The organism is Lentzea albidocapillata subsp. violacea, from assembly GCF_900100275.1.
Taxonomy (GTDB): domain Bacteria; phylum Actinomycetota; class Actinomycetes; order Mycobacteriales; family Pseudonocardiaceae; genus Lentzea; species Lentzea violacea.
The window spans coordinates 227623-250317 of the sequence record NZ_FNET01000005.1 but is presented as its reverse complement, the minus strand read 5'-3'; the positions used below and the strand labels follow the sequence as shown (position 1 = coordinate 250317).

The following is a 22695-nucleotide window of genomic DNA, read 5'->3' as shown; positions in this document are numbered from 1 at the left end:
GATTGCGGCGAACGTGGCGGGGCTGGGCATTAGTGGGACAGTCCGACCTTTAGCATGAGTCACGATTCCGAGCCCCTCGCACGCACAACCCTGGAGCAGCACGTGACAGCCCCGAAGCTGGCCCTCACCGAGGGCGACCTGAGCACCACCGCCGCGGACGCAGTCGTCGTGGGCACCCTGCAGGGTGCGGACGGTCTGGAGCTCGCACCCGGTGCCGAAGCTGTCGCCGCCGCGTTCGACGGCGCGCTGCTCGACGTGCTCGGCACGCTGCGCGCGTCCGGCAAGGCCGACGAACTGGTGAAGGTGCCGACGTTCGGCAAGATCGCCGCCCCGCTCGTGCTGGCCGTCGGCCTGGGCAAGACCGCGGGCGAGGAGCAGGTGCGCCGCGCGTCCGGTGTCGCCGCCCGCGCGCTGGGCGGCAAGAAGCGCGCGATCAACACGCTCGCCGCCCTGCACGTCGGTGCCGCCGCCGAGGGCACGCTGCTCGGCGCCTACTCGTTCACCGAGTACAAGTCCGACAAGGGCGAGGGCCCGGTCGCGAAGGTCGACCTGCACGCCGCCGGTTCCAAGGAGAACAGGGCCGCGCTGAAGGCCGCCGTCGCGATCGCCGAGTCCGTCGCCATCGCGCGTGACTTCATCAACACGCCGCCGAACGACCTCTACCCCGCCTCGTTCGCCGCCCGCGCGGAGAAGCTCGCCACCGCGGCCGGTCTCGACGTCGAGATCCTCGACGAGAAGGCGCTGAAGAAGCAGGGCTTCGGCGGCATCCTGGGCGTCGGCGTAGGTTCGACGCGCCAGCCGCGTCTCGTGCGCATCTCGTACAAGGGCGCGAAGGCCGTCAAGAAGGTCGCGCTCGTCGGCAAGGGCATCACGTTCGACACCGGCGGCATCTCGATCAAGCCGGCCGCCGGCATGGACGAGATGACCTCGGACATGTCGGGTGCCGCCGCGATCGTCGCCACGATGGTGCTCGCCGCGAAGCTCAAGTACCCGCTGGAGATCATCGCGTCGATCCCGATGGCGGAGAACATGCCGTCAGGTGACGCGTACCGCCCCGGCGACGTGCTGACCATGTACGGCGGCAAGACCGTCGAGGTGCTCAACACCGACGCCGAGGGCCGTCTGATCCTGTCCGACGCCATCGTGCGCGCGTGCGAGGACGGCCCTGACTACCTGATCGAGACCGCGACGCTGACCGGCGCGCAGGTCGTGGCCCTGGGCAAGCGCACCTCGGGTGTCATGGGCTCGGACGAGTTCCGCGACCGCGTCGCCGCCATCGGCACCGCCGTCGGCGAGTCGGCGTGGGCCATGCCGCTGCCCGAGGAACTGCGCGCGGACCTCGACTCGCGCCTGGCGGACCTCGCGAACGTCACCGGGCACCGGTGGGGCGGCATGCTCGCGGCCGGCCTGTTCCTGCGCGAGTTCGTGGCCGAGGGCGTGCAGTGGGCGCACATCGACATCGCCGGCCCGGCGTTCCACACCGGTGGCCCGTACGGCTACACCTCGAAGGGTGGCACCGGTGTTCCGGTGCGGACCATCGCGGCCGTGCTGGCGGACATCGCGGCCAACGGCTGAGTCCTGCTCTGCACGTAACGGGCGGAGATCCTTCGGGGTCTCCGCCCGTTCCGGGTCTCAGGGCCACGGGAGCACGGTCAGCTCCGGCCATTGGGCCCGCCACCTGGATGTTTTGGCCTCGTAGACGTGGCGGGGAGCCAGCACGGGGTTGGGTCGCACGACAAGGTTGAACACGTCCGCGAGCCCGTGCGGCGCGTAGACACGCCACCGCCCGTCGGGCTCTGATCGGATGCCGACGCAACACGTGGTGGCGGCGAACGAGTCGATGGCCGCCTCCGTCGAGTCGTGAGGCGGGCAGGGCACCCCGAACTTCTCCTCGTACCAGAGGTGCACGCGCGCCTCGTTGCGGATCTCGACGGTCGCGGGCAGACCGGCGAACCGCTGCCGACCGGCCTGGATGACGGCGTCCTCGGCTTCCCAGGACAGGTCGGACGCGTCGAAGTAGAACAGGTCGTAGTCGAGGACGCCCTCGGTCGCGGGCCGGCCGGTCACGACGTTCCACACCGTCTGGAACACGCACCCCGCCGTCAGGTACCAGCCGGGCAGGCTCAGTTCGGCCGCTCCGGCGAGGACGCCGGTCAGCACCTCGTTGCGCCCGAGGACGTCGCGCAACGCCTCGACCTGTTCGTCGACGGGCAACCGGCCCGGCTTCATTTCAGTCCCATGTAGACGTTCCTGGTGCACAAAGGAGCGTTCACCCCGAATTCCCTGCTCCGCAGCGAGAACGAACCACGAAGTCCACTGTGGACTCTTGCGCGCAGGCGCAGCACGGCCGGATGGAGACACGAGTCTCACGGGGCTGGATACCTGGGCCCGATGAGAGGAGTATTTCCACATGGGGACGCATCAGTACGAGGCCGACGTCGTTTGGACCGGCAACACCGGAAGCGGGACTTCCGGTTACAAGTCCTACGAGCGCGCGCATGAGATCCGGATCGCGGGCAAGGAGACGATCCTCGGGTCGTCCGACCCGTCGTTCCGGGGTGACCGCAGCCGCTACAACCCCGAGGAACTGCTGGTCGCGTCGCTCGCGCAGTGCCACATGCTCTGGTACCTGCACCTCGCCTCGACGAACGGCGTCGTCGTGACCGGCTACCGCGACCGCGCGACCGGCACGATGGCCGAGCACCCGGACGGGTCCGGGCGGTTCACCGAGGTACTGCTCCACCCCGTCGTGACCGTCGCGGACCCCGCCACCAAGGAAACGGCGCAGGCATTGCACGAGAAAGCGCACTCGCTGTGCTTCATCGCGGCGAGCGTCAATTTTCCCGTGCGGCACGAACCGACCGTGGAGATCTAAAGATCGCCCGAGGCCTTTTTTCGCGCCGTGTAGTCACGCATGCGCTTCGGGTAACCCACGATGCCCGCGTCGTAGATCGGCATGCCGAGTTTGCGCGCGAACGACCTCGCGGCGTCCGGTGACGCGACCCGGCGGCGGGTCCACTCCCCGTCGTGGGCGACCAGGACCACAGTGGTTTCGGTCACCGTGGTCTTCGGTTCCACATAGGCCTCGACGCCGTGGCGGCTCTTCGTCCACTGTTCGAGATGACTCGTGTCCTGGCCTGAGGCGGTACGTAGCACACCCGGACGTGGTTTCCTGCGGAAACGATCGAACAGCCCCATCGAGCACCTCCTGTGCTTCCCTCCACCATGGTGCCAGGTAAGGGTGTTATGAGTAGGTGAATGATCAGGATCCGGCATGGTGCCCCATGCCGGATCACCACGCTCCGGCAACTAGTGACAAGATGGCCGCGTACCTCGCGCGCACCCGCGCGTAGTAAGTAATCCCGAGGAGATCCGAAGTGACTTCGCCGGAACTGGAGTCGGCCACCAACGCCGATCTTGTCATCCTCGGCGGTGGTTCAGGTGGCTACGCCTGCGCATTCCGCGCGGCAGAGCTTGGCCTGTCCGTCGTCCTGGTCGAGAAGGACAAGCTGGGCGGCACCTGCCTGCACCGCGGTTGCATCCCGACCAAGGCGCTGCTGCACGCGGCCGAGGTCGCGGACAACGCTCGTGAGGGCGACCAGTTCGGCGTGAAGAGCTCGCTCGAGGGCATCGACATCGCCGGCGTCAACTCGTACAAGGACGGCGTGGTCTCGCGACTCTACAAGGGTCTGCAGGGTCTCGCGAAGGCCAACAAGGTCACCCTCGTCGAGGGCGCGGGCACATTCGTCGGCCCGAACACCGTCGAGGTGAACGGGCAGCGCTACACGGGCCGCAACGTGGTCCTCGCGACCGGTTCGTACGCCCGCAGCCTGCCCGGTCTGGAGATCGGCGGCCGGGTCATCACCAGCGACCAGGCGCTCAACCTGGACTTCATCCCGGAGAAGGTCGTCGTCCTCGGCGGCGGCGTCATCGGTGTGGAGTTCGCCAGCGTGTGGCGTTCGTTCGGCGCCGAGGTGACCATCGTCGAGGCCCTGCCCCGCCTGGTCCCGGCCGAGGACGAGTACGCGTCCAAGCAGCTGGAGCGCGCGTTCCGCAAGCGCGGCATCAAGTTCAAGACCGGCGTGAAGTTCACCGGCGCCACCCAGTCCGGCTCGGGCGTGTCGATCACGCTGGAGAACGGCGACGTCCTCGACGCCGACCTGCTGCTCGTCGCGGTCGGCCGCGGCCCGAACAGCGCGGGTCACGGCTACGAGGAGGCCGGCGTCAAGATCGACCGCGGCTTCGTCGTCACCGACGAGCGCCTGCGCACGAACCTGGAGAACGTGTACGCCGTCGGCGACATCGTGCCGGGCCTGCAGCTCGCGCACCGCGGGTTCCAGCAGGGCATCTTCGTGGCCGAGGAGATCGCGGGCCAGAACCCGAAGGTGATCGACGAGGCGGGCATCCCGCGCGTCACCTACTGCAAGCCCGAGGTCGCCTCCGTCGGTCTCACCGAGGCCGCCGCGAAGGAGAAGTACGGCTCCGCCGAGGTTTTCGTCTACGACCTCGCGGGCAACGGCAAGAGCCAGATCCTCAAGACCGCCGGTGGCGTGAAGCTCGTCAAGGCTCCCGACGGCCCGGTCGTCGGGATCACCATGGTCGGCGAGCGCGTCGGCGAACTCATCGGTGAAGCACAGCTGATCTACAGCTGGGAGGCTTACCCGGAGGACGTGGCTCCGCTGATCCACGCCCACCCGACCCAGACTGAAGCCCTGGGCGAGGCGTTCCTCGCCCTGGCCGGCAAGCCGCTGCACGTGCACGGCTGACCGTTCCCCACACAAAGTCAGCCACACGAGAGCACGAGGAGTCAGCGAACAATGGCCTTCTCCGTCCAGATGCCCGCACTCGGTGAGAGCGTCACCGAGGGCACGGTCACCCGGTGGTTGAAGCAAGAAGGCGACCGGGTGGAGGTGGACGAGCCGTTGCTCGAGGTGTCCACCGACAAGGTCGACACCGAGATCCCGTCCCCGGCGGCCGGCGTCCTGCAGAAGATCGTCGCGCAGGAGGACGACACCGTCGAGGTCGGCGGTGAGCTCGCGGTCATCGGTGACGGCGACGCCGCACCGTCCGAGCCCGCGCCCGCCCCGGCCCAGGAGTCCGCTCCCGAGCCGCAGCAGACGCAGCCGTCCGCGCAGCCGTCCGAACAGGCGCAGGAAGCTCCGGCTCCCGCGGCCCCCGCCCAGTCCGGTGGTCCGGCCGAGGGCACCGACGTCACGATGCCCGCGCTCGGCGAGTCCGTCACCGAGGGCACCGTCACCCGCTGGCTCAAGCAGGTCGGCGACAGCGTCGAGGTCGACGAGCCGCTGCTCGAGGTCTCGACCGACAAGGTCGACACCGAGATCCCGTCGCCGGTCGCGGGCACGCTACTCGAGATCAGCGCCGGTGAGGACGAGACCGTCGAGGTCGGCGGCAAGCTCGCCGTCATCGGTTCGGGCAGCCCGGCTCCGGCCGCCGCGCCCGCCCCGGAGTCCAAGCCCGCTCCCCAGCAGGCCGCTCCGGCTCCGGCCCCGCAGTCCGCCCCGGCACCGGCTCCGGCCCCCGCCGCTCCGGCTCCGCAGGCCGCTCCCGCCGCCGCGCAGTCCACTTCGGACGACGCGAACGGCACGCCGTACGTCACTCCGCTCGTGCGCAAGCTCGCGTCGGAGAACGGCATCGACCTGGGCTCGCTCAAGGGCACCGGCGTCGGTGGCCGCATCCGCAAGCAGGACGTGCTGGCCGCCGTCGAGGCCAAGAAGGCCCCGGCTCCCGCGCCCGCCGCCGCTGCTCCGGCTGCCGCTCCCGCCTCCCGCACCTCGGCTCCGGCCGCGGTCGACAACTCGGGCAAGCGCGGCACCGTGCAGAAGCTCCCGCGCCTGCGTCAGATCGTCGCGCAGCGCACGCGTGAGTCCCTGCAGGGCTCGGCCCAGCTCACCCAGGTGTTCGAGGTCGACGTGACCAAGATCGCCCGGCTGCGCAACCAGGCCAAGAAGGCGTTCGAGGCTCGCGAGGGCGCGAAGCTCACGTTCCTGCCGTTCTTCGCCAAGGCCGCCATCGAGGCCCTCAAGGCCCACCCGGTGCTCAACGCGTCGATCGACGAGGAGCGCAAGGAGGTCACCTACCACGGTGCCGAGCACCTCGGTATGGCGATCGACACGGAGCGCGGCCTGCTCAACGCCGTGATCCACAACGCCGGTGACCTGAACCTGTCGGGCATCGCCCACAAGATCGGTGACCTGGCTGCGCGCGCCCGCTCCAACAAGCTCACGCCCGACGAGCTCGCCGGCGGCACGTTCTCGCTGACCAACCTCGGCAGCAACGGCGCGCTCTTCGACACCCCGATCATCCAGCAGCCGCAGGTCGGCATCCTGGGCGTCGGCGTCGTCAAGAAGCGCGCGGTCGTCATGACCGACGAGGACGGCAACGACACCATCGCGATCCGCTCGATGATGTACCTCGCGCTCACCTACGACCACCGCCTGGTCGACGGTGCCGACGCGGGCCGCTTCCTCACGACGGTCAAGAACCGTCTCGAGGAGGGCGCGTTCGAGGCCGACCTCGGTCTCTGAACACTCTGAGCAGGACTGATATCCGATATATCAGATATCAGCAGAACGTGTGACCTGAAGGCCACTCCGGTTTGCCGGGGTGGCCTTCAGCACATCCTGGGTCAGATGTGCCAGGAGTGGCTGTGCACGCGGTGCGTGAGTGGGGAACGATCTAGCTATGCGAGTCGTCATCGCGGGATCGTCGGGCTTGATCGGAACGAGCCTGGTGGCGTCCATGCGCGCCGCCGGCCACGAGGTGCTGCGGCTGGTGCGCCGCAAAGCCGCCGCACCCGACGAACGCGGCTGGGACCCGTACGCCGGGCGCGTTGACGACGGGACGTTCGACGGCGTCGACGCCGTCATCAACCTGTGCGGTGCGGGCATCGCCGACAAGCGGTGGGACGACGCGCGCAAGCAGGTGCTGCACGACAGCCGGGTCGTGCCGGCCGAGGTGCTGTCGGCGGCCTGCGTCGAGCACGGGGTGCCGGCGCTGGTGAGCTCGTCCGGCGCCCACTTCTACGGTGACACCGCGTCGCGCCTCGCGGACGAGGACGCGCCGGGCGGCCACACCTTCATGTCGCGGCTGACCCAGGACTGGGAGGCGGCGACGTCCGCGGCGCAGGAAGGCGGTGTGCGGGTCGTGCTCATGCGCACCGCTGTCGTCATCTCTCCGTCGGGCGGTGTGTTCGGCCGGCTCAAGCCGGTGTTCCAGTTCTTCCTGGGCGGCAAGCTCGGCAGTGGCGAGCAGTTCTTCCCGTGGGTGTCGCTGGACGACGTCGTGTCCGCCTACCGGTTCGCCGTCGAGCACGAGGAGATCCGCGGGCCGGTGAACGTCGCGGGCCCGGCTCCGGTGACGAACGCCGAGTTCACCAAGGCGGTCGGCACGGCGCTGAGCCGGCCGACTCCGTGGACGGTGCCGGCGTTCGCGCTCAAGACGTTGCTCGGCGCCGAGATGGCGCAGGAGCTGCTGCTCAGCGGTCCGGGCCTGACGCCGAAGGTGTTGGAGAGGCACGGGTTCCACTTCCTGCATCCCACGCTGCCGGCGGCCCTGAACGCGGCGGTCGCATGACGCGTGCGGTGGCGGCGGTGCTGGTCATCTCGTGGATCCTGCTGGGACTTCCCGAGATGACCGGGCTCGACGCGTGGGTGCACGACGAACTGCCGCGACCCGAGTGGCTGCGCACGACCGCGTTCGCGGTGAGCCTGGTGCTCGGACCGACGATCGGGTGGGCGTTCGCGGCGGTGTTGTTCGTCCTGGCCTGGCGGCGGCGCGACCTGCGGCTCTGGAAGGGCCTGGCGTTGCACGCGCTGTGCTGCGCGACCTTGCTGACGCGGTTCCTGTTCGACCGCGTGCGGCCCGTCGAGTACCACCTGCCGAGCTATCCGAGCGGGCACACGGTGGCGGTCGCGTCGGTCGGTTTCACGATGGTCGTCCTGCTGAAGCGCGGTGTGCTGTGGGCGGTGCTCGCGGTGCTGGTGGCGGGATTCGCGAGGATCATCCTGGAGATGCACTGGGTCACCGATGTCGTCGGCGCGGTGCTGGGTGTGACGGGCATCGGACTTTTGGCGGCCATGCTCCTGGGGTTGGTAACGTCGGGTCGTGAACTCGTGCCGGACCTCGTCAGACCCCGTCGTGATCCGTGAGCTGGGGCTCATCGACTACATGGCGGCGTGGGACCTGCAGAAGGAGATCGCGGAGGCGCGCGCCAACGGCACCCGCCCGGACACCCTCCTGCTGCTCGAACACCCGCCCGTCTACACCTGCGGCCGGCGCACCCTCGACGAGGAGCGCCCGCGCGGTGGCGACACCCCCGTCATCGACGTCGACCGCGGCGGCAAGATCACCTGGCACGGCCCGGGCCAGCTGGTCGGCTACCCGATCGTCAAGCTCGCCGATCCGATCGACGTCGTGGAGTACGTGCGGCGCGTCGAGCAGGGCCTGATCGACGTGTGCGACCGGCTCGGCGTGCACACCGGCCGGATCGAGGGCCGCAGCGGCGTGTGGCTGCCCGCCGACGACCGCGGGCCGGAGCGCAAGGTCGCCGCCATCGGCATCCGCGTGCAGCGTGGCGTGACCATGCACGGCTTCGAGATCAACTGCAACGCGAGCCTCGACGCGTTCGGCGACATCATTCCCTGCGGGATCAAGGACGCGGGCGTCGCTTCCCTCTCACAGGAGCTGGGCCGCGACGTCACCGTCGCCGAGGTCCTGCCGCTCGCCCGTGACGCAGTGCTCGCGGCGCTCGACGGAACGCTTCCCCTGACGGACCGCACGCTGACCCGCACTGGCCCCGTCGCCCCGGGTATCACCTTCGCTAGCATTCCGTAGCCCCGCGGCGAGAACCTGTGGCGTCTCCTGGGGGAATTCGGAGGAGGGTGCGTCGTGAGGTTATCCCGACGCCAGTTGTTGGCTGCTGCCGGATTAACGGCGCTGGCAGGCGGAATCAGTTCGAACGAGTCGGCGGCGGCGGCCGCACTCGCTCGGACGTGGAGCGGTGAGATCCAGGTCAGCGACTGGGAGCAGTACTACCTCGGCCTCGATGGTGGAGCACACCAGAAGGCCCTCAAAGCATTGGGCATCGCACACCGTGACGGGGTCCGCGCCGACGAGCAGTACCTGATGGTGCCGGTCGAGTCCGTGCGGCGGGCAGCGCTGGAGTTCGGCGACCATGCGGCCGCCGATGTGCTGCGGGCCCGCTTCGGCCTCGACTCTCCGTCGATGCTCGGACGTGGGCTGAAGCTGGTGCTCGGGCAGGACAGGCTGGAGAAACGCTACTTCGACGAGCCCGGCCTCCAGCTGCGATATATCGGATATCGGCGGCGGTTCGCGAACTACGTCCTGCCGATGCCGTCAGCGGTCCGCAAAGCGCTCGCCTGATATCCAATACGCGATATATCAGAGCTGCGTCAGATCAGCTGCGGGGCGACGTCCGTGGCGATCTCGGTGATGTGGTCGAGGTCGGCGAGATCCAGGATCTGCAGGTAGACGCGCTGGATGCCGGTCGCCTCGCGCCACGCGCCGATGCGGTGGGCGACCTCGGCCGGGGTGCCGGCCAGGCCGTTCTCCCTGAGTTCGCCCGCTTCGCGGCCGATCGCGGCGGCCCGGCGGGCGACGTCGGCGTCGGTGCGGCCGACGCACGCGACGAGCGCGACCGAACGGATGATCTCCTTCGGGTCGCGGCCGATCTCCTCGCACGCGGCGTCGACACGGGCGAACTGCTCGGCGGCGGCGTCGATGCCGACGAACGGCAGGTTGAACTCGGTGGCGCAGGACGCGGCCAAGGCAGGGGTGCGCTTGGCGCCCATGCCGCCGATCAGCAGCGGGACGCGCTCCTGCGCGGGCTTGGGCAGCGCGGGCGAGTCGGTGAGCGTGTAGTGCTTGCCCTCGAACGAGAAGGTGCCGCCGACCGGGGTCTCCCACAGGCCGGTGATGATCGCGACCTGCTCCTCGTAACGGTCGAAGCGCTCCCCCAGCGACGGGAACGGGATGCCGTACGCGTTGTGCTCGGCCTCGTACCACCCGGCGCCGATGCCGAACTCCACCCGGCCGCCCGACATCTGGTCGACCTGGGCGACGCTGATGGCCAGCGGTCCGGGGTGGCGGAACGTCGCGGCGGTCATCAGCGTGCCCAGGCGGATCGTCGACGTGTCGCGGGCCAGCCCGGCGAACGTGATCCACGGGTCGGTCGGGCCGGGCAGTCCGTCGGCCGAGCCCATCTGGAGGTAGTGGTCGGAGCGGAAGAAGGCGCCGTAGCCGGCGTCCTCGGCCGTCCTGGCCACCCGGAGCAGGTCGTCGTAGCTCGCCCCCTGCTGGGGCTCGGTGAAGATGCGCAGTTCCACGAACTCGAATCTAGTCCCCGAAAAACTCCGCGGAAAAGCGTGGTGCGGGCACGGCCGCCCCGTCGGAGGTGAACACTCCGCGTGCGACCAGGTGCGGATGCGAGACCGCCTCCTCCAGACTCAGCACCGGAGTCACGCAGGCGTCGGACGAGGCGAACACCTCCGACCACTCGTCGCGCGTACGGGTCAGGAACGCCTCGGCGAACGTCTTGCGCAGCAACGGCCACGAGTCGCGGTCCATCTGGTCGGGCAGGTCCGAAGCGGACAGTTCCAGCCCTGCCAGCAGCAGGGCGTAGAACTGCGGTTCCAGCGACCCCACCGCGACGGACCGGCCGTCCGCGCACTCGTAGATCGAGTAGAACGGGCACCCGCCGTCGAGCAGGTTCGACTCCGGCGAGTCCTCCCACACCGACTGCGACCTCATCGACCAGATCATCTGCGCGAGCGACGCCACCCCGTCGACGATCGCCGCGTCGACGACCTGGCCGAGCCCGGTGCGCTGCCGTTCCCACAACGCCGCCAGCACGCCCAGCACCAGGTAGAGCGAGCCACCACCGAAGTCGCCGACCAGGTTGAGCGGCGGCTTGCCGATCGCGTGCAGCACCCCGGTGACCGACAGGTAGTTGATGTCGTGCCCGGCGCGCTGGGCCAGCGGCCCGTCCTGGCCCCACCCGGTCATCCGCGCGTAGATCAGGCCGGGGTTGACCGCCAGGCAGTCGGACGGCCCGAGACCGAGCCGCTCCAGCACGCCGGGGCGGAAGCCCTCGATCACCACGTCGGCCGACGAGACCAACGCCAGCACCGCCGCCCTCCCGTCCGCGGACTTCAGGTCCGCGGACACCGAACGCCTGCCGCGCAACAGGAAGTCGCGGGAGGCGTCCGGCACCACGGACAGCCCGCCGGACGGACGTTCGACGCGCACGACCTCCGCGCCGAGGTCCGCCAGCAGCATCGCGCCGTGCGGGCCGGGACCGATGCCGCCGAACTCGACGACCTTCAGCCCGTCAAGCGGCCCCATCAGGCTTCAAAGGACAGGCGCGGGTTGAAGATCGCGCCCGTGGACTCGGCCAGGCCGCGCATGGCCTTGGCGTGGTTGCCGAAGTCCGGGTGGGCCAGCGCCGCGCGCAGGGCGTCGGCGCTCTCCCACAACGCGATGTTGATGTACGACGCCGGGTCGTCCAGCTGGCGCGAGAGCGTGTACCTGATCAGGCCCGGCTGCTCGCGCAGGAACGCCGCCGTCTCGTCGAAGGCCTTCTCGAACTCCTCGGGGTCACCGGTGAGCGTGAAGCGGTTGAGGAAGGTGATCATGAGGTGGCTCCTCCAAAACGGTGTCAGGCTAGAAAAACCATGCACACCGCCTCTTGAGACGTGCTCAAGGAACGCCCGCCAAGCTCGAACGCATGCGCATCATCGATCTGTCTTCCCACATTGACGCATCCGCGTACGAAGCGGACCCGGTGACGCACGAGGTGCTCACGGCCGCCCAGGGTGCCGAACACATGGCCGAGCAGCTCAAGGCGCGGCTCGGCATCGAGTTCGACGTCTCCGTGCTGCGGGACTCCGAATTCCTGACCCTGGACCGGATCAGCCTCACCTCCCACACCGGAACGCACGTCGACGCGCCGTCCCACTACGGCTCGAAGACCACGTACGGCAACGGAATCCCCCGCCACATCGACGAGATGCCGCTGGAGTGGTTCCACAACCCCGGCGTGAAGCTCGACGTCCGCGGCCACGGCACCGGCGTCATCGGCGTGGAGGTGCTGGAGAAGGAGTTCGCCCGCATCGGCTACACGCCGAAGCCGATGGACATCGTCATCCTCGACACCGGCGCCGCCGAGCACGCGGGCACCCAGACCTACTTCACCGACTACACCGGACTCGACGGTCCCGCCACGAACTTCCTGCTGGACCTGGGAGTCAAGGTGATCGCCACCGACGCGTTCAGCCTCGACGCGCCGTTCCCGGACATCGTCAAGCGCTACCTGACGACCAAGGACGAGAGCGTGCTGTGGCCCGCGCACTTCGCCGGGCGTGACCGCGAGTACTGCCAGATCGAGCGCCTCGCGAACCTGGAGGCGTTGCCGGACTTCGGGTTCACCGTCGTCGCGTTCCCCGTCAAGATCAAGGGTGCCGGGGCGGGCTGGACCCGCGCGGTCGCCCTGCTCGACGACTAGGTCTCAAGTGAGAGCTGAATCACGGTACCTACCTTCGTAGGTATGGAAAACAGCGATTGGCCACCGGAGAACGAAGACCACATCGTCCGCGGCATCGACTAGACACCGCCAAAGGGCCGCCCTTCCCCCAGGAGAGTTCAACTGGGAGAGGGCGGCCCTTTTATATCGCCGAGTCACACCAGACGAGCGCGAGCGGCGTCGACGGTGTCCGAGGAGTCCAGCAACGGCAGCACCTGCGACGCACCGGACCGCACGGCCTTCGTGCGGCGTGCGAACGACGTCAGGGTCTGGCCGGGACCGGCTTCCACCAGCAGCACGTCGTACATCGCCACGAGCTCGTTCAGCGCCGGTCCGAAGTAGACGGCGTCGGTCAGCTGGCGAGTCCAGAAACGCGCGGACAGCGCGTCTTGAGGCGTCATCAGCTTGCCCGTGTAGCCCGAGTACAGCGGCATTCGCGGCGCACGGGGCGAAGCACTCCACGACGCCAGCGCCTCGTCCACGGCGGGCTGCATCGCCGGGCTGTGGAACGGCGTCGACGCCGGCACCGTCACGACGATGTACTCGTCGGCCTCCAGCCGTGCGCGCACACGGGCGAGCGGTTCGTCGGACCCGGCCAGCATCGTCTGCCGCGCGGAGTTCACGGCGGCGATCGCGACGTCGCCTTCCAGGTACGGCAACAGATCCGCCTCGGAGGCGGCTGCGGCCAGCATGCCGCCGGAAGGGATCGGCACGGCCGACAGCACCCGGTCCCGCACCAGGGAGACGGCTTCCTCCAACGAGAACACGCCCGCCAGCGTCGCCGCGACGACCTCACCGGCGGAGTGCCCGATCAACGCCACCGGCTCGACGCCCCACGACAGAACGGTGCGTCCCAACGCGTAGTCGACCGCGAACAGCAACGGCTGCGCGCGGGACACGTGGTCGATGTCGGCACCGGCGAGCCAGTCCTCGCAGGCGACCGAACCGACCTCGCCGAACAGTTCGAACACCTCGTCGATCACCGAGGTGAACACGGCATCCGTGCCGTACAGGGACGCCGCCATCCGCGGGTACTGCGATCCCTGGCCCGGAAACATCAGTGCTACGTCCACAACACGCCTCCAGAAACGGCTCAAGGCCGTGAAGGGAACACCTTCACGGCCTTGAGGCATGACATCACCTGTACTCGCGGACCACCATGGCGGAGTTGTAGCCGCCCTTGCCGCGTCCGAGCACCAGCGCGGCCTTGATCTTGCCGTGCCGCGCCTCGTTCATCACCAGGTCGAGCTCGTACTCCGGCACGAGGTTCTCGACGTTGACGGTCGGCGGGATCGCGCTCCAGTAGATGGAGAGGATCGCCGACGCCACGTCGAGGGAGCCACCGCCGGCGAACAGGCGCCCGGTCATGGTCTTCGGCGCCGTCACCGGCACGCCGTACGGCCCGAAGATGCCCTTGATCGCCTCGGCCTCGGCCTTGTCGAGCTCGGGGATGCCCGCCGCGTCGGCGAACACCACGTCGATCTCCGAGGCGTCCATGCCGGCGTCGCGCAGCGCCAGTTCGGCCGCCCGCTTCAGGCCCGGCTCCCGTGACGGCATCTTCGAGTCGAACGTCGCGGCGTACCCGACGATCTCACCGTAGATGCGCGTACCCGGACGACCGGCCGCCGACTCCGGCGTCTCGACGACCATGATCGCGCCACCCTCTCCCGCGACGTACCCGGAGGCGTCGCGGTCGAACGGCAGGTAGGCGCGCTTCGGGTTGTTGTTGCGGGACAGGCAACCCGACGCCTGGTGCGCCACCCATGCCCACGGGCAGAGTGACGAGTCCATGCCGCCGGTGAGGGCGAGCTGGACGCCCTTGCGCAGCTGGCGCCGGGCGTGACCGATGGAGTCGATGCCACCGGCCTGCTCGGACACCACCACCGCGCCGGGACCACGCGTGCCGTGCCGGATGGAGATCTGGCCCGTGTTGACCGCGTAGAACCACGCGAACGACTGGTACGCCGAGACGTACTCCGGACCCTGGTGCCACAGCTTCTGCAGTTCGCGCTGCCCGAACTCGTACCCGCCGGCGGTCGCCGCGGTGATCACCGCGATGTCCGTGTCGGGGATGTCGTTCGGCTGCACACCCGCACCACGCAACGCCCAGTCCGTGCCGACCAGTGTCAGCCGCGTCATGTGGTCCGTCTGCGGCAGCAGGCGACCCTGCAGGTGCCGCCCTGCCTCGAAGCCAGGCACCTCACCGGCGATCTTCGCCCAGTAGTTGGCGCTGTCGAACCGGGTGATCGGCTTGATCGCCGCCTCCCCGTGCAGGGTCGCCCGCCAGTACGCGGTCGGCCCCAAACCGTTGGGAGACGCGATGCCGATTCCCGTCACCACTGCCCGAGTCACCGGCCTGCCCCTTCCACCTTTTTGAGCACCATGGCGCTCTGGAATCCACCGAAACCACTGCCCACGGTCAGGAGGGTGTCGACCTTCTTCTCACGCGCCACCAACGGCGTGTAGTCGAGGTCGCACTCGGGGTCCTGCTCGTGGAGGTTCGCCGTCGGCGGGATGAGGTCCTGCTCGAACGCCAGCAGCGAGCCGACGATCTCCAGCGAACCGATCGCGCCCAGCGAGTGCCCGATCATCGACTTGAAGCCGGAGACCGGGGTCTTGTACGCGTGCGCACCCAACGAACGCTTGAAAGCCGCCGTCTCGTGCAGGTCGTTCTGTTTGGTGCCCGACCCGTGCGCGTTGATGTAACCGACGTCCGTGGCATCCGCACGCGCCTGCTTCAGCGCGATGTTGATGGCGTCGGACATCTCGATGCCCTCGGGGTGCAAACCCGTCATGTGGTAGGCGTTGCACCGCGAGGCGAAGCCGGCGACCTCACCGTAGATGTGGGCACCGCGAGCGCGGGCGTGCTCCAGCTCCTCGAGCACGATGATCGCGCAACCCTCGCCCAGCACCAGGCCGTCGCGGGTCTTGTCGAACGGCCGGCACGCCGTGGTGGGGTCGTCGTTGCGGGTGCTGGACGCACGGATCACGTCGAAGCACACCACGGTGATCGGGGAGAGCGGGGCCTCGGTGCCGCCGGTGACGACGACGTCCGCGGAGCCCTCCATGATCAGCTCGGCGGCGTAACCCACCGAGTCGAGACCCGAGGTGCAGCCCGTGGAGACCACGGAGACCGGTCCCTCGGCGCCCACTGTCCACGCCAGCTCCGTCGCCATCGAGGACGGCGTGAAGTAGTCGTAGAGGTGCGGGACGGCGTAGGACTGGTCGACCTCCCAGTACTTGCCCCGGTCGGAGCCGACGATGAACTCGCGCTCCAGCGAGGTCGTGCAGCCGACCGCGGTGCCGAGCGAGACACCGATGCGGCCGGGGTCGAGCTGGTCGAACTCGATGCCGGAGTCGGACATCGCCTCACGACCCGCGACGACCGCGAACTGCGCGGCCCGGTCGAGCCGGCGAATCTCCTGCGGCGTCAGGCCTTCGCGCACTGGATCGAAATCTGCTTCCCCCGCCATGCGGGAGCGGTACGGAGACGCGTCGAAGTGCGTGATGTTGCGAGTCGCCGTACGCCCTTCGGACAGCAGTTTCCAATACGCCTTCGTTCCGATGCCACCAGGTGCGACCACGCCCACCCCGGTGATGACGGCGCGACGACTCATCGGACACCTCCAATCGCCTTCTGTGCGGACACGGTCTGCTCCAATCTCGGACAGGGCACGGGAGCGATACCTGTCTCTGCCGAATGAACCGATGGTGAATCGGCTCGATCGAGGCCACCTCGAACGACGGCGTAGGACCCCTGTACGAGTCCGGCCCCCGCATCGGCGGCGAACAGCTGTTTCGCGGCCGTTCCTCCGTCGTCGTGACATCCAAATCCAAGGGGCACACCGGTTTCCGCGACCGACTCGATGATCTCGCCGATCTGGTCCGGCCACAGCTTGCCCGCTGTGTCGTGCAGCAACACGGTTTCCGCCCCAGCCTCCGCGGCTGTCAGCACGACCTCCAAAGCGTGTTCGGGGTCGATCAGCCAGCCGTCGAAGAAGTCCCGCGCCTCGACGATCACTCGTCTTTCGGCGCGCACGAGTTGACGCACGGCTTCCCGGACCATCGAGATGCCGTGCCCTTGGACAACTATTGCCACCGCGGGGGTTTCCGCGGCCATCAGTGCTTCGAGGTCCTCCGCACCGCCGGAAGCGATGAGGGTGGCGACCCGCAACCGGAGTTCGATCGCCGCCCTGCCGAAAAATCCTCTGGGGTAGAACGACCGGGCGGGTACGCCTCCGTCGACGAACGTGACTCCGAGCGCGTCGAGGCGCCGCGCCGCGACCAGTCTGTCCGGAATGGACAAGCTGGTGCGACGCAGCGAGATGTCGTAGAGCTTCATCTAGAATCCCGACAGCAGCACTCGGGAGGCCTCGATCTCGTAGGCACAGGGCGCCACGTCCGAAGAAGGACAACCCTTGCGCTGATGCTCGACCGCGGCCTTCTCCAGGTACATGGAGACCACGTAGAGTCCGTTGCGGCTTGCAGCGCGTGCCGCGGCGGTCAGCAACTCCGCGCCACCCAACCCCATCGCGTCACCTCACCCGTTCTCGGCGAATTCCTTGGCGTGCCGGAGCGTCGTGAGGCTGTTGGTGCCCAGCGCGTGACGGATGAGCTCGCGAGCGCGCTCGATCGTCCCGTCCGCTCCCAGCACGTCGGGGATGACCTCGGGCCGGATGACGACGGTGTGGTGCGACGTCGCCTCGATGCCGGCCTCGATGCCGTCGCCGATGTCCCGGAACGTCCACCGGCCGACGTGCGCCGCCATGATCGGCGGTGTGTGCGTCTGCTTGTAGACGATGCCGTCGTACGGGGTGCAGACCCGCACCGAGTGCGTGGTGTGGATCGACCCGTCCGGGCTGCGCGTGTCCATCTCCATGGACTGCACGCCGGTGACGGCTTCGGTGAGGTCCAGCCGCGCGACGTGCGGCAGGCGTTCCGGCCACAGATCCGAGCGGTACAGGAACTCGTAGACGTCCTTGCGGCTCGCGTGGATCGTGATGCTGTCCGAGAACGACAGCACCAGCTTGTCGTAGTCGTCGCCGTACTCGGCCGCCCGCTTGAGAGCGGCGAGCTCGGCGTCGCTGTTGTTGTTGACGGCGTTCAGGATGAGGTCGACCGCCTCGGGCTGCGCCGCGGTGAAGTGGTGGAGCAGATCGACCCGGGTCGCCGAGTCGGCGATCGGGACGATCCGCCACTCCCCACCCATCGTCTTCACCGGAGCGGCTGAACGCTCCTGCTCGAACTTGATGTGCAGGTTCGCCGGGTCGAGCTCTCGCCGGGACGTCCACGTGCGCACGTCACCGTTGGCGAAGGCGTGCAACCGCAACCGTTCCGTCGAGCCGTCCCGTTCGAACACCTCGGCCTGAACCGTGGGTCCGAAGATGTACGGCCAGGTCGTCACGTCCGCGACCAGGTCGTACACCACCTTGGCGGGAGCCCCGATCATGACCGTGTGCGTGGTGGTGTGCGTCATGTCCGTCTCCGTATCCGAGTCGCCGGCGTCAGGCCGCGATCTGTCCGTTGACCTTGTCCAGCAGCTGACGCGGCGTCTGGATGTACGCCATCTCGTCGTCGGCGATGGAGACCCCGTGCTTGCGCTTGATCAGCGCCACCGTCTCCAGCAGGGCGAGGGAATCGAAGCCCAGCTCGAGGAACGGGAGGTCGAGAATGTCCTGGCCCGGCTTGAACGAGTCGTCGTCGCCCGCGGCCTCGTTGAGGATCTCTTTGAGGCCCTCGATGGTCAGTGCGCTCACGGCTAGCTTCCTTTCCTCCAGCGGGCGGTTTCCGCGCGCCCACGACTGAGGTTGACACCGCGCACCTGTAAGCCACTGGAGAGATTCTCGAAGAAACCGTTGCACGACAAGCAAAAACGGCCCGCGCCACAGTGTGGCGCGGGCCGCTGGAGCCATGTTCTAAGCCAGAAGGCGTTGCAACTGACGGGTTTCGGCGCTGTCGAGGCGCGGATCGGACGTCAGGATCGCGTGCTGCAATGTCTGCAGGCGCGACGACGGCTCGACGCCGAGCTCCTCGATCAGCGTGTTGCGCAGGGCTTTGAACGAGTCGAGCGCCTGCCACTGCCGGCCCGCGCGGAACAGCGAGATCATGTACTGCGCGCACAGGTTCTCGTTCATCGGGTTCTGCACGGTCAGCACCGACAGCTCACTGAGCAACGCCTTGTGCTTGCCCATCCGCAGCTCGGCGTCGATACGTGCCTCGAGCACGCCCAGCCGTGCTTCCTCGAGGCGCACGATCTCGATGCCGAGCGGCATGCCGGGCCGCACGTCCACGACCGCGGCGCCGCGCCACATCTCCAGCGCCTGGCGCAGCAACCGGGAGGCCGAGACGTAGTCCTCGACGTCATAGGCCTGCTGGCCCGCGCGGGAGAGGCGTTCGAACTCGTGCACGTCGACGGCCTCCGGCGGCACGTCGAGCAGGTAGCCGCCATACCGGGTGACGAGCACTTCCTTCGCCTCGCCCGCACCGGACGTCGCCAGCGCGTCACCGATGAGCTTGCGCAGCTGCAGGATGTAGGTCTGCAGGGTGGTGCGGGCGCTGCGCGGCGGACGGTCGCCCCACAGCTCCTCGATCAGCGTGGGGACGGACACCACCTGCCCGGAGTGCAGTGCGAGCAGCGCCAGGATCTGCCGTGGCTTGGCCGCGGTCGGCGTCACCGAGCGACCGTTCACCTTGGCCTCGACGGGCCCCAGGACCTTGATCTGCATCGCGACCCCTCCTTCGGTTCCGAGCACGGGATTAGTCTGCTCGGCCCAACGAGGACGCGTTAGTGCACAGGCCATCGATGTCAGGTGAGTTCTGCCCGTGCCGGGTATGAAAACTTCATACGGAGGCGCATTAGCCGGTAACTACCGATCCATTACCGCTGGTCCGCATGATTACCCCATCAAATGACACACAAACATCGGAGATGCACATGTACCCCACCGTCACCGTGGAGCACTTGTCTTCCGTCACCACCGCCATGGACGACTCCGACGACATGAAGATCTACCAGTTCGACCGTGAAGCGTCGATGGACTGGCTGTTCCCGTGGGGCTGGTCGACCATCACCGGCTCGGGCAAGGGCTGCACGGCCTACGACGAGGTCCTCGCGGCATGAGACCCGAACTGGCCGAACCCGGTGAACAAAGAATTGGATTCAAACGCCATCTCCGCCCGCAGATCGTGCACGGCGAGGCCGTTTATCTGATCGGCGAGTCAGGGGTCACCGCGATCCAGGGCTCGCACGTCGAGGCGCTGGCGCCGCTGCTCGACGGCACCAGGGACCTCACGGCGCTGCTGCGGGACGTGCCCGCCGGCCTGACCGCGGACAGGGTCGAGCGGATGCTCACCCGGCTCGCCGCGGCGGGACTGATCGGCAGGCGCGGCATGGAGGACGGTTCGGCCACGACGGAGGCCTCGCTCGCGTACTGGGACGCGGCGGGGCTCGACCCCGCGGACGCGGTGGCGGCGACAACGACGTCGCTCGTCTCCGTCGTCACGATCGGCGACATCGATCGCGACGCGCTCGCGGAAACACTGCACCGCAACGGACTCACGATCACCTCGGGGAGTGGTGACCTGACGGTCGTGGCGTGTGCGGACTACCTGGAACCAGAACTTCGTGCCATCGACGAGGCCCACCGCGCGTCCGGCACACCGTGGTTGCTGGTCAAGCCGGTTGGCGCGCAGGTCACCGTAGGCCCGTTCTTCACCCCTGGTGACGGCCCGTGCTGGCGTTGCCTCGCCACCCGCCTGTCCGCGAACCGGACGGCAGAGGCGCACGTACGGGCGCGCTGCGGGCAGAAGGGCCCGGCTCCTCGCCCACTCATCGGCCTGCCGTCGCTGCACGCGATGGCGATGGAGATCGCGTCGGTCGAGGCGGCCAAGTGGCTCGCCGGTGTGCGCCACGAGATACAGCGCTCCATCTGGAGCTACGACAGCCTGAGCATGAAGGTCACCCAGCACGAAGTGCGGCACCGCCCGCAGTGCGGCGGCTGCGGTGACCAGGAAGTTGTCGCGCGCAGGGCGTTCGAGCCGGTCGAACTCACGAGTCGCGTGAAGCGCTCCTGCGACGGCGGCGGGCACCGCGCGTCGCCGCCGCAGGAGGTGCTCGACCACTACCGCCACCTCATCGGCCCCGTCACCGGGATCGTGCGGGAGATCCGCCGGGCGGAGGGTCCCGCGTTCTTCAACTCCTATCGCTCCGGCGCGAACATAGCGGCGAGCGGCGAGGGCATTGAGGGGCTGCGCTCGGCGTTGCGCGCGGACACCGGCGGCAAGGGCGTGACCGCGCTCGACGCCGAGGTCGGCGCGCTGTGCGAGGCCGTGGAACGCCGCAGCGGCGCGTTCTTCGGCGACGAGGCGCGAGTGAGCGGCAGCTTCGCTTCGCTCCGCGACATGGCGATCCACCCGGATGCGGTGCAGCAGTACCATCCGCGCCAGTTCGCGGACCGCGACGCGTGGAACGCCGAGCACGCCGCGTTCCAGTTCGTCACCACCCCGTTCGACGAGAACGAGGTGATGGACTGGACCCCGCTGTGGTCGCTGACCGAGCGACGCCACAAGTTCCTGCCCACCGGTATGGTCTACTTCGGCGCCCCCTGCCCGCCGAGCGTCGTGTCGAACTCCAACGGCTGCGCGGCCGGCAGCAGCATCGAGGACGCCGTCCTGCAGGGGCTGCTGGAACTCGTCGAACGCGACGCCGTCGCGATCTGGTGGTACAACCGCACGCCCATGCCCGGCATGGACCTCGACTCGTTCCGCGACCCATGGATCAGCGAGCTGCGCCAGGTGCACGCGGGCCTCGGCCGTGAGGTGTGGCTGCTGGACGTCACATCGGACCTCGGCGTGCCGACGATGGTCGCGATCTCGAGGCGGACCAGCGGCGAACGGGAGGACATCATGCTCGGCTGCGGCTCGCACCTGGACTCGCGGCTAGCGGCACGCCGGGCGCTCACCGAGCTCAACCAGTGCATGCCGATGGTGTGCGGGCCGATGGACCTCGGCACGTTCGACGTCGACATGCGGCGCTGGTTCGAGACGACGAAGCTGGCCGAGCAGCCGTGGCTCGCGCCCGACCCGTCCGTGCCGCCGCGGGACGCGTTCCACCACGGCTACCTGTTCCGCCACGACCTGACCGACGACGTCCGCGCGCTCCAGCACACTCTGGAGCAGCGCAGAATGGAAGTTCTCGTGCTCGACCAGACCAGGCCCGACATCGGACTTCCGGTGGTGCGGGTCGTGGTGCCGGGCCTGCGGCACTTCTGGTCGAGGTTCGCTCAAGGGCGCCTCTACGACGTGCCGGTACAACTGGGTCGATTGACCCGCCCCAGGCGTTACGAAGAGCTCAACCCGATCCCCCTTTTCATGTGACGCACACCTGCCAGAGCGGAGGCGCCGTGGTGCCCATGCAGTCGCACATCCCGGCCGGCCGGCCGCTGTGGTCGTTGCTGGAAGATGCCTTCGTCGACGAAGGCATCGAGCACCTCACGGTGCACGGCAGATGGGGTGCGATCGAGGTCGCGGACACGAGCCCGCTCGTGCGCGAGGCGTTGCACCGCATGAGCCTCGGACCGGTGGCGCTGGAGAACATCTCCGCTCTGCACGACAACTTCGTGCGGTGGAAGACCGGCTCCGGCCCGTGCCTGATCTGGCGCAAGCTCAAGAGCACTCTCGACCAACTGGGTGGTTGTGTCGTGCCCTCGCTCGGCCTGAACGACGGCGCCGGCCCGATCCTCTCGGTCGTCGCCGTCACGCGGGACGCCGTGTTCACGTTGCCTGCCGTCGACGAGGACGCGATCGTCACCATGAGGCCGCGTACCGAGATCGAGCGCCTCAACGGCGACCAGGCGCTCGCCTGCCCCGGTCGTCCCTACCAGGTGATCCTGCACAGCGCGCCCGCCACGGAGATCGCGAAGTCGTTGCTGCACACCGAGAGCACGATCGCTCAGGTGGCGGAGTCGTTGCAGGTGGAGAAGTCGCTGGTCGAAGATGTGGTCGCTTATCTGGCGGGGGCCGGACTCGTCGTCGTCCAGAGGTGTTGAGCCATCGCCATGTTGCTCCGATCGAGGATCGTAAAACGCGGGATTTCCCAGGACGCGCCCGTATCATGGCCGCGTCCCGACCTTCGCGTG

At 68.5% G+C, this 22695-nt stretch carries 25 protein-coding genes; 12 read left to right on the top strand and 13 right to left on the bottom strand.

What is annotated here, in order from left to right:
• Positions 1 to 102 precede the first annotated feature (102 nt).
• Positions 103 to 1575 carry a leucyl aminopeptidase gene (locus tag BLR21_RS14210; protein WP_090006468.1) on the top strand — a complete coding sequence of 491 codons (1473 nt, stop codon included), beginning with the start codon at positions 103 to 105 and terminating at the stop codon, positions 1573 to 1575.
• 57 nt (positions 1576 to 1632) lie between these two features.
• Here the strand turns inward: BLR21_RS14210 and BLR21_RS14205 are convergent, their stop codons facing one another.
• Positions 1633 to 2229 carry a nucleotidyltransferase family protein gene (locus BLR21_RS14205; RefSeq protein WP_090006301.1) on the bottom strand — a complete coding sequence of 199 codons (597 nt, stop codon included), beginning with the start codon at positions 2227 to 2229 and terminating at the stop codon, positions 1633 to 1635.
• Positions 2230 to 2410: 181 nt separating this feature from the next.
• On the opposite strand from BLR21_RS14205, the gene BLR21_RS14200 reads away from it, so the two are divergent.
• Entirely contained in the window at positions 2411 to 2875 is a 465-nt protein-coding gene (locus BLR21_RS14200; protein ID WP_090006300.1) for an OsmC family protein, read from the top strand.
• Here BLR21_RS14200 and BLR21_RS14195 read toward each other — a convergent pair.
• A complete protein-coding gene (locus BLR21_RS14195; RefSeq protein ID WP_030474592.1) occupies positions 2872 to 3198 on the bottom strand; it encodes an oxidoreductase in 327 nt (108 codons plus the stop codon). The genes BLR21_RS14200 and BLR21_RS14195 overlap by 4 nt on opposite strands.
• Positions 3199 to 3377: 179 nt before the next feature.
• Between BLR21_RS14195 and lpdA the strand changes: the two genes are divergently transcribed.
• The 6 genes from lpdA to BLR21_RS14165 all read left to right on the top strand — a co-directional run bounded on the left by lpdA (position 3378) and on the right by BLR21_RS14165 (position 9402).
• Positions 3378 to 4766 (top strand): dihydrolipoyl dehydrogenase, encoded by a 1389-nt coding sequence (gene lpdA, locus BLR21_RS14190; RefSeq protein WP_256334675.1) that lies wholly within the window; start codon positions 3378 to 3380, stop codon positions 4764 to 4766.
• 51 nt (positions 4767 to 4817) lie between these two features.
• Positions 4818 to 6545 (top strand): 2-oxoglutarate dehydrogenase, E2 component, dihydrolipoamide succinyltransferase, encoded by a 1728-nt coding sequence (gene sucB / locus BLR21_RS14185; protein WP_090006299.1) that lies wholly within the window; start codon positions 4818 to 4820, stop codon positions 6543 to 6545.
• A gap of 157 nt (positions 6546 to 6702) precedes the next feature.
• On the top strand, positions 6703 to 7593 hold the full coding sequence (locus tag BLR21_RS14180) for a TIGR01777 family oxidoreductase (protein ID WP_090006298.1): 891 nt from the start codon (positions 6703 to 6705) through the stop codon (positions 7591 to 7593).
• Positions 7590 to 8168, top strand: coding sequence for a phosphatase PAP2 family protein (locus BLR21_RS14175; protein WP_090006297.1), 579 nt, complete (start codon positions 7590 to 7592; stop codon positions 8166 to 8168). Before BLR21_RS14180 ends, BLR21_RS14175 begins: the two co-directional genes overlap by 4 nt.
• Positions 8125 to 8853 carry a lipoyl(octanoyl) transferase LipB gene (gene lipB, locus BLR21_RS14170; RefSeq protein WP_090006296.1) on the top strand — a complete coding sequence of 243 codons (729 nt, stop codon included), beginning with the start codon at positions 8125 to 8127 and terminating at the stop codon, positions 8851 to 8853. Before BLR21_RS14175 ends, lipB begins: the two co-directional genes overlap by 44 nt.
• 54 nt (positions 8854 to 8907) lie before the next feature.
• A complete protein-coding gene (locus BLR21_RS14165) occupies positions 8908 to 9402 on the top strand; it encodes a hypothetical protein (protein WP_143027721.1) in 495 nt (164 codons plus the stop codon).
• 29 nt (positions 9403 to 9431) lie between these two features.
• Here BLR21_RS14165 and BLR21_RS14160 read toward each other — a convergent pair whose 3' ends face one another.
• From BLR21_RS14160 to BLR21_RS14150, 3 genes are read right to left on the bottom strand one after another with little or no spacing between them, the layout of a single operon-like run.
• Positions 9432 to 10364, bottom strand: coding sequence for an LLM class F420-dependent oxidoreductase (locus BLR21_RS14160; RefSeq protein ID WP_090006294.1), 933 nt, complete (start codon positions 10362 to 10364; stop codon positions 9432 to 9434).
• Positions 10365 to 10374: 10 nt separating this feature from the next.
• Positions 10375 to 11385 (bottom strand): CaiB/BaiF CoA transferase family protein, encoded by a 1011-nt coding sequence (locus tag BLR21_RS14155; RefSeq protein ID WP_090006293.1) that lies wholly within the window; start codon positions 11383 to 11385, stop codon positions 10375 to 10377.
• Positions 11382 to 11672, bottom strand: coding sequence for an antibiotic biosynthesis monooxygenase family protein (locus BLR21_RS14150; protein WP_090006292.1), 291 nt, complete (start codon positions 11670 to 11672; stop codon positions 11382 to 11384). The genes BLR21_RS14155 and BLR21_RS14150 overlap by 4 nt, the downstream gene beginning before the upstream one ends.
• 92 nt (positions 11673 to 11764) lie before the next feature.
• Here BLR21_RS14150 and BLR21_RS14145 point away from each other — a divergent pair, with 92 nt between their 5' ends.
• The gene (locus BLR21_RS14145) at positions 11765 to 12541 is read left to right on the top strand and encodes a cyclase family protein (protein ID WP_090006291.1); all 777 of its coding nucleotides are present in this window, start codon (positions 11765 to 11767) and stop codon (positions 12539 to 12541) included.
• Positions 12542 to 12714: 173 nt separating this feature from the next.
• On the opposite strand, the gene BLR21_RS14140 is transcribed toward BLR21_RS14145, so the two are convergent.
• The 8 genes from BLR21_RS14140 to BLR21_RS14105 all read right to left on the bottom strand — a co-directional run bounded on the left by BLR21_RS14140 (position 12715) and on the right by BLR21_RS14105 (position 19284).
• The gene (locus BLR21_RS14140; RefSeq protein WP_176929627.1) at positions 12715 to 13632 is read right to left on the bottom strand and encodes an acyltransferase domain-containing protein; all 918 of its coding nucleotides are present in this window, start codon (positions 13630 to 13632) and stop codon (positions 12715 to 12717) included.
• Between the two features lie 64 nt (positions 13633 to 13696).
• On the bottom strand, positions 13697 to 14911 hold the full coding sequence (locus tag BLR21_RS14135; RefSeq protein ID WP_030474580.1) for a ketosynthase chain-length factor: 1215 nt from the start codon (positions 14909 to 14911) through the stop codon (positions 13697 to 13699).
• Entirely contained in the window at positions 14908 to 16176 is a 1269-nt protein-coding gene (locus BLR21_RS14130) for a beta-ketoacyl-[acyl-carrier-protein] synthase family protein (protein WP_030474579.1), read from the bottom strand. Before BLR21_RS14130 ends, BLR21_RS14135 begins: the two co-directional genes overlap by 4 nt.
• Positions 16173 to 16901, bottom strand: a complete 729-nt coding sequence (locus tag BLR21_RS14125; RefSeq protein ID WP_090006289.1) for a beta/alpha barrel domain-containing protein — start codon at positions 16899 to 16901, stop codon at positions 16173 to 16175. The genes BLR21_RS14130 and BLR21_RS14125 overlap by 4 nt, the downstream gene beginning before the upstream one ends.
• Positions 16902 to 17090 carry a hypothetical protein gene (locus BLR21_RS14120; RefSeq protein WP_030474577.1) on the bottom strand — a complete coding sequence of 63 codons (189 nt, stop codon included), beginning with the start codon at positions 17088 to 17090 and terminating at the stop codon, positions 16902 to 16904.
• Positions 17091 to 17099: 9 nt separating this feature from the next.
• Entirely contained in the window at positions 17100 to 18035 is a 936-nt protein-coding gene (locus tag BLR21_RS14115) for an aromatase/cyclase (protein WP_030474576.1), read from the bottom strand.
• Positions 18036 to 18063: 28 nt separating this feature from the next.
• A complete protein-coding gene (locus BLR21_RS14110) occupies positions 18064 to 18315 on the bottom strand; it encodes an acyl carrier protein (protein WP_030474575.1) in 252 nt (83 codons plus the stop codon).
• 159 nt (positions 18316 to 18474) lie between these two features.
• Complete coding sequence (locus BLR21_RS14105; protein ID WP_090006288.1) at positions 18475 to 19284, bottom strand: AfsR/SARP family transcriptional regulator; 810 nt, start codon at positions 19282 to 19284, stop codon at positions 18475 to 18477.
• A 209-nt stretch (positions 19285 to 19493) separates the two neighbouring features.
• On the opposite strand from BLR21_RS14105, the gene BLR21_RS14100 reads away from it, so the two are divergent.
• Genes BLR21_RS14100 through BLR21_RS14090 form a run of 3 tightly spaced genes read left to right on the top strand, consistent with a single transcriptional unit; the run spans position 19494 to position 22605 of the window.
• A complete protein-coding gene (locus tag BLR21_RS14100) occupies positions 19494 to 19679 on the top strand; it encodes a hypothetical protein (protein ID WP_090006287.1) in 186 nt (61 codons plus the stop codon).
• Entirely contained in the window at positions 19676 to 21934 is a 2259-nt protein-coding gene (locus tag BLR21_RS14095) for a TOMM precursor leader peptide-binding protein (protein WP_090006286.1), read from the top strand. The genes BLR21_RS14100 and BLR21_RS14095 overlap by 4 nt, the downstream gene beginning before the upstream one ends.
• A gap of 26 nt (positions 21935 to 21960) precedes the next feature.
• Positions 21961 to 22605: a hypothetical protein gene (locus BLR21_RS14090; RefSeq protein WP_143027720.1), complete on the top strand. Its 645-nt coding sequence runs from the start codon at positions 21961 to 21963 to the stop codon at positions 22603 to 22605.
• The last annotated feature ends 90 nt before the right edge of the window (positions 22606 to 22695 follow it).

Coding starts and splice junctions, on each gene's coding strand:
- BLR21_RS14205 (WP_090006301.1), bottom strand. CDS start 2,229: ATGAAGCCGGGCCGGTTGCCCGTCGACGAACAGGTCGAGGCGTTGCGC.
- BLR21_RS14200 (WP_090006300.1), top strand. CDS start 2,411: ATGGGGACGCATCAGTACGAGGCCGACGTCGTTTGGACCGGCAACACC.
- BLR21_RS14195 (WP_030474592.1), bottom strand. CDS start 3,198: ATGGGGCTGTTCGATCGTTTCCGCAGGAAACCACGTCCGGGTGTGCTA.
- sucB (WP_090006299.1), top strand. CDS start 4,818: ATGGCCTTCTCCGTCCAGATGCCCGCACTCGGTGAGAGCGTCACCGAG.
- BLR21_RS14180 (WP_090006298.1), top strand. CDS start 6,703: ATGCGAGTCGTCATCGCGGGATCGTCGGGCTTGATCGGAACGAGCCTG.
- BLR21_RS14175 (WP_090006297.1), top strand. CDS start 7,590: ATGACGCGTGCGGTGGCGGCGGTGCTGGTCATCTCGTGGATCCTGCTG.
- BLR21_RS14150 (WP_090006292.1), bottom strand. CDS start 11,672: ATGATCACCTTCCTCAACCGCTTCACGCTCACCGGTGACCCCGAGGAG.
- BLR21_RS14145 (WP_090006291.1), top strand. CDS start 11,765: ATGCGCATCATCGATCTGTCTTCCCACATTGACGCATCCGCGTACGAA.
- BLR21_RS14130 (WP_030474579.1), bottom strand. CDS start 16,176: ATGAGTCGTCGCGCCGTCATCACCGGGGTGGGCGTGGTCGCACCTGGT.
- BLR21_RS14125 (WP_090006289.1), bottom strand. CDS start 16,901: ATGAAGCTCTACGACATCTCGCTGCGTCGCACCAGCTTGTCCATTCCG.
- BLR21_RS14120 (WP_030474577.1), bottom strand. CDS start 17,090: ATGGGGTTGGGTGGCGCGGAGTTGCTGACCGCCGCGGCACGCGCTGCA.
- BLR21_RS14115 (WP_030474576.1), bottom strand. CDS start 18,035: ATGACGCACACCACCACGCACACGGTCATGATCGGGGCTCCCGCCAAG.
- BLR21_RS14105 (WP_090006288.1), bottom strand. CDS start 19,284: ATGCAGATCAAGGTCCTGGGGCCCGTCGAGGCCAAGGTGAACGGTCGC.
- BLR21_RS14100 (WP_090006287.1), top strand. CDS start 19,494: ATGTACCCCACCGTCACCGTGGAGCACTTGTCTTCCGTCACCACCGCC.
- BLR21_RS14095 (WP_090006286.1), top strand. CDS start 19,676: ATGAGACCCGAACTGGCCGAACCCGGTGAACAAAGAATTGGATTCAAA.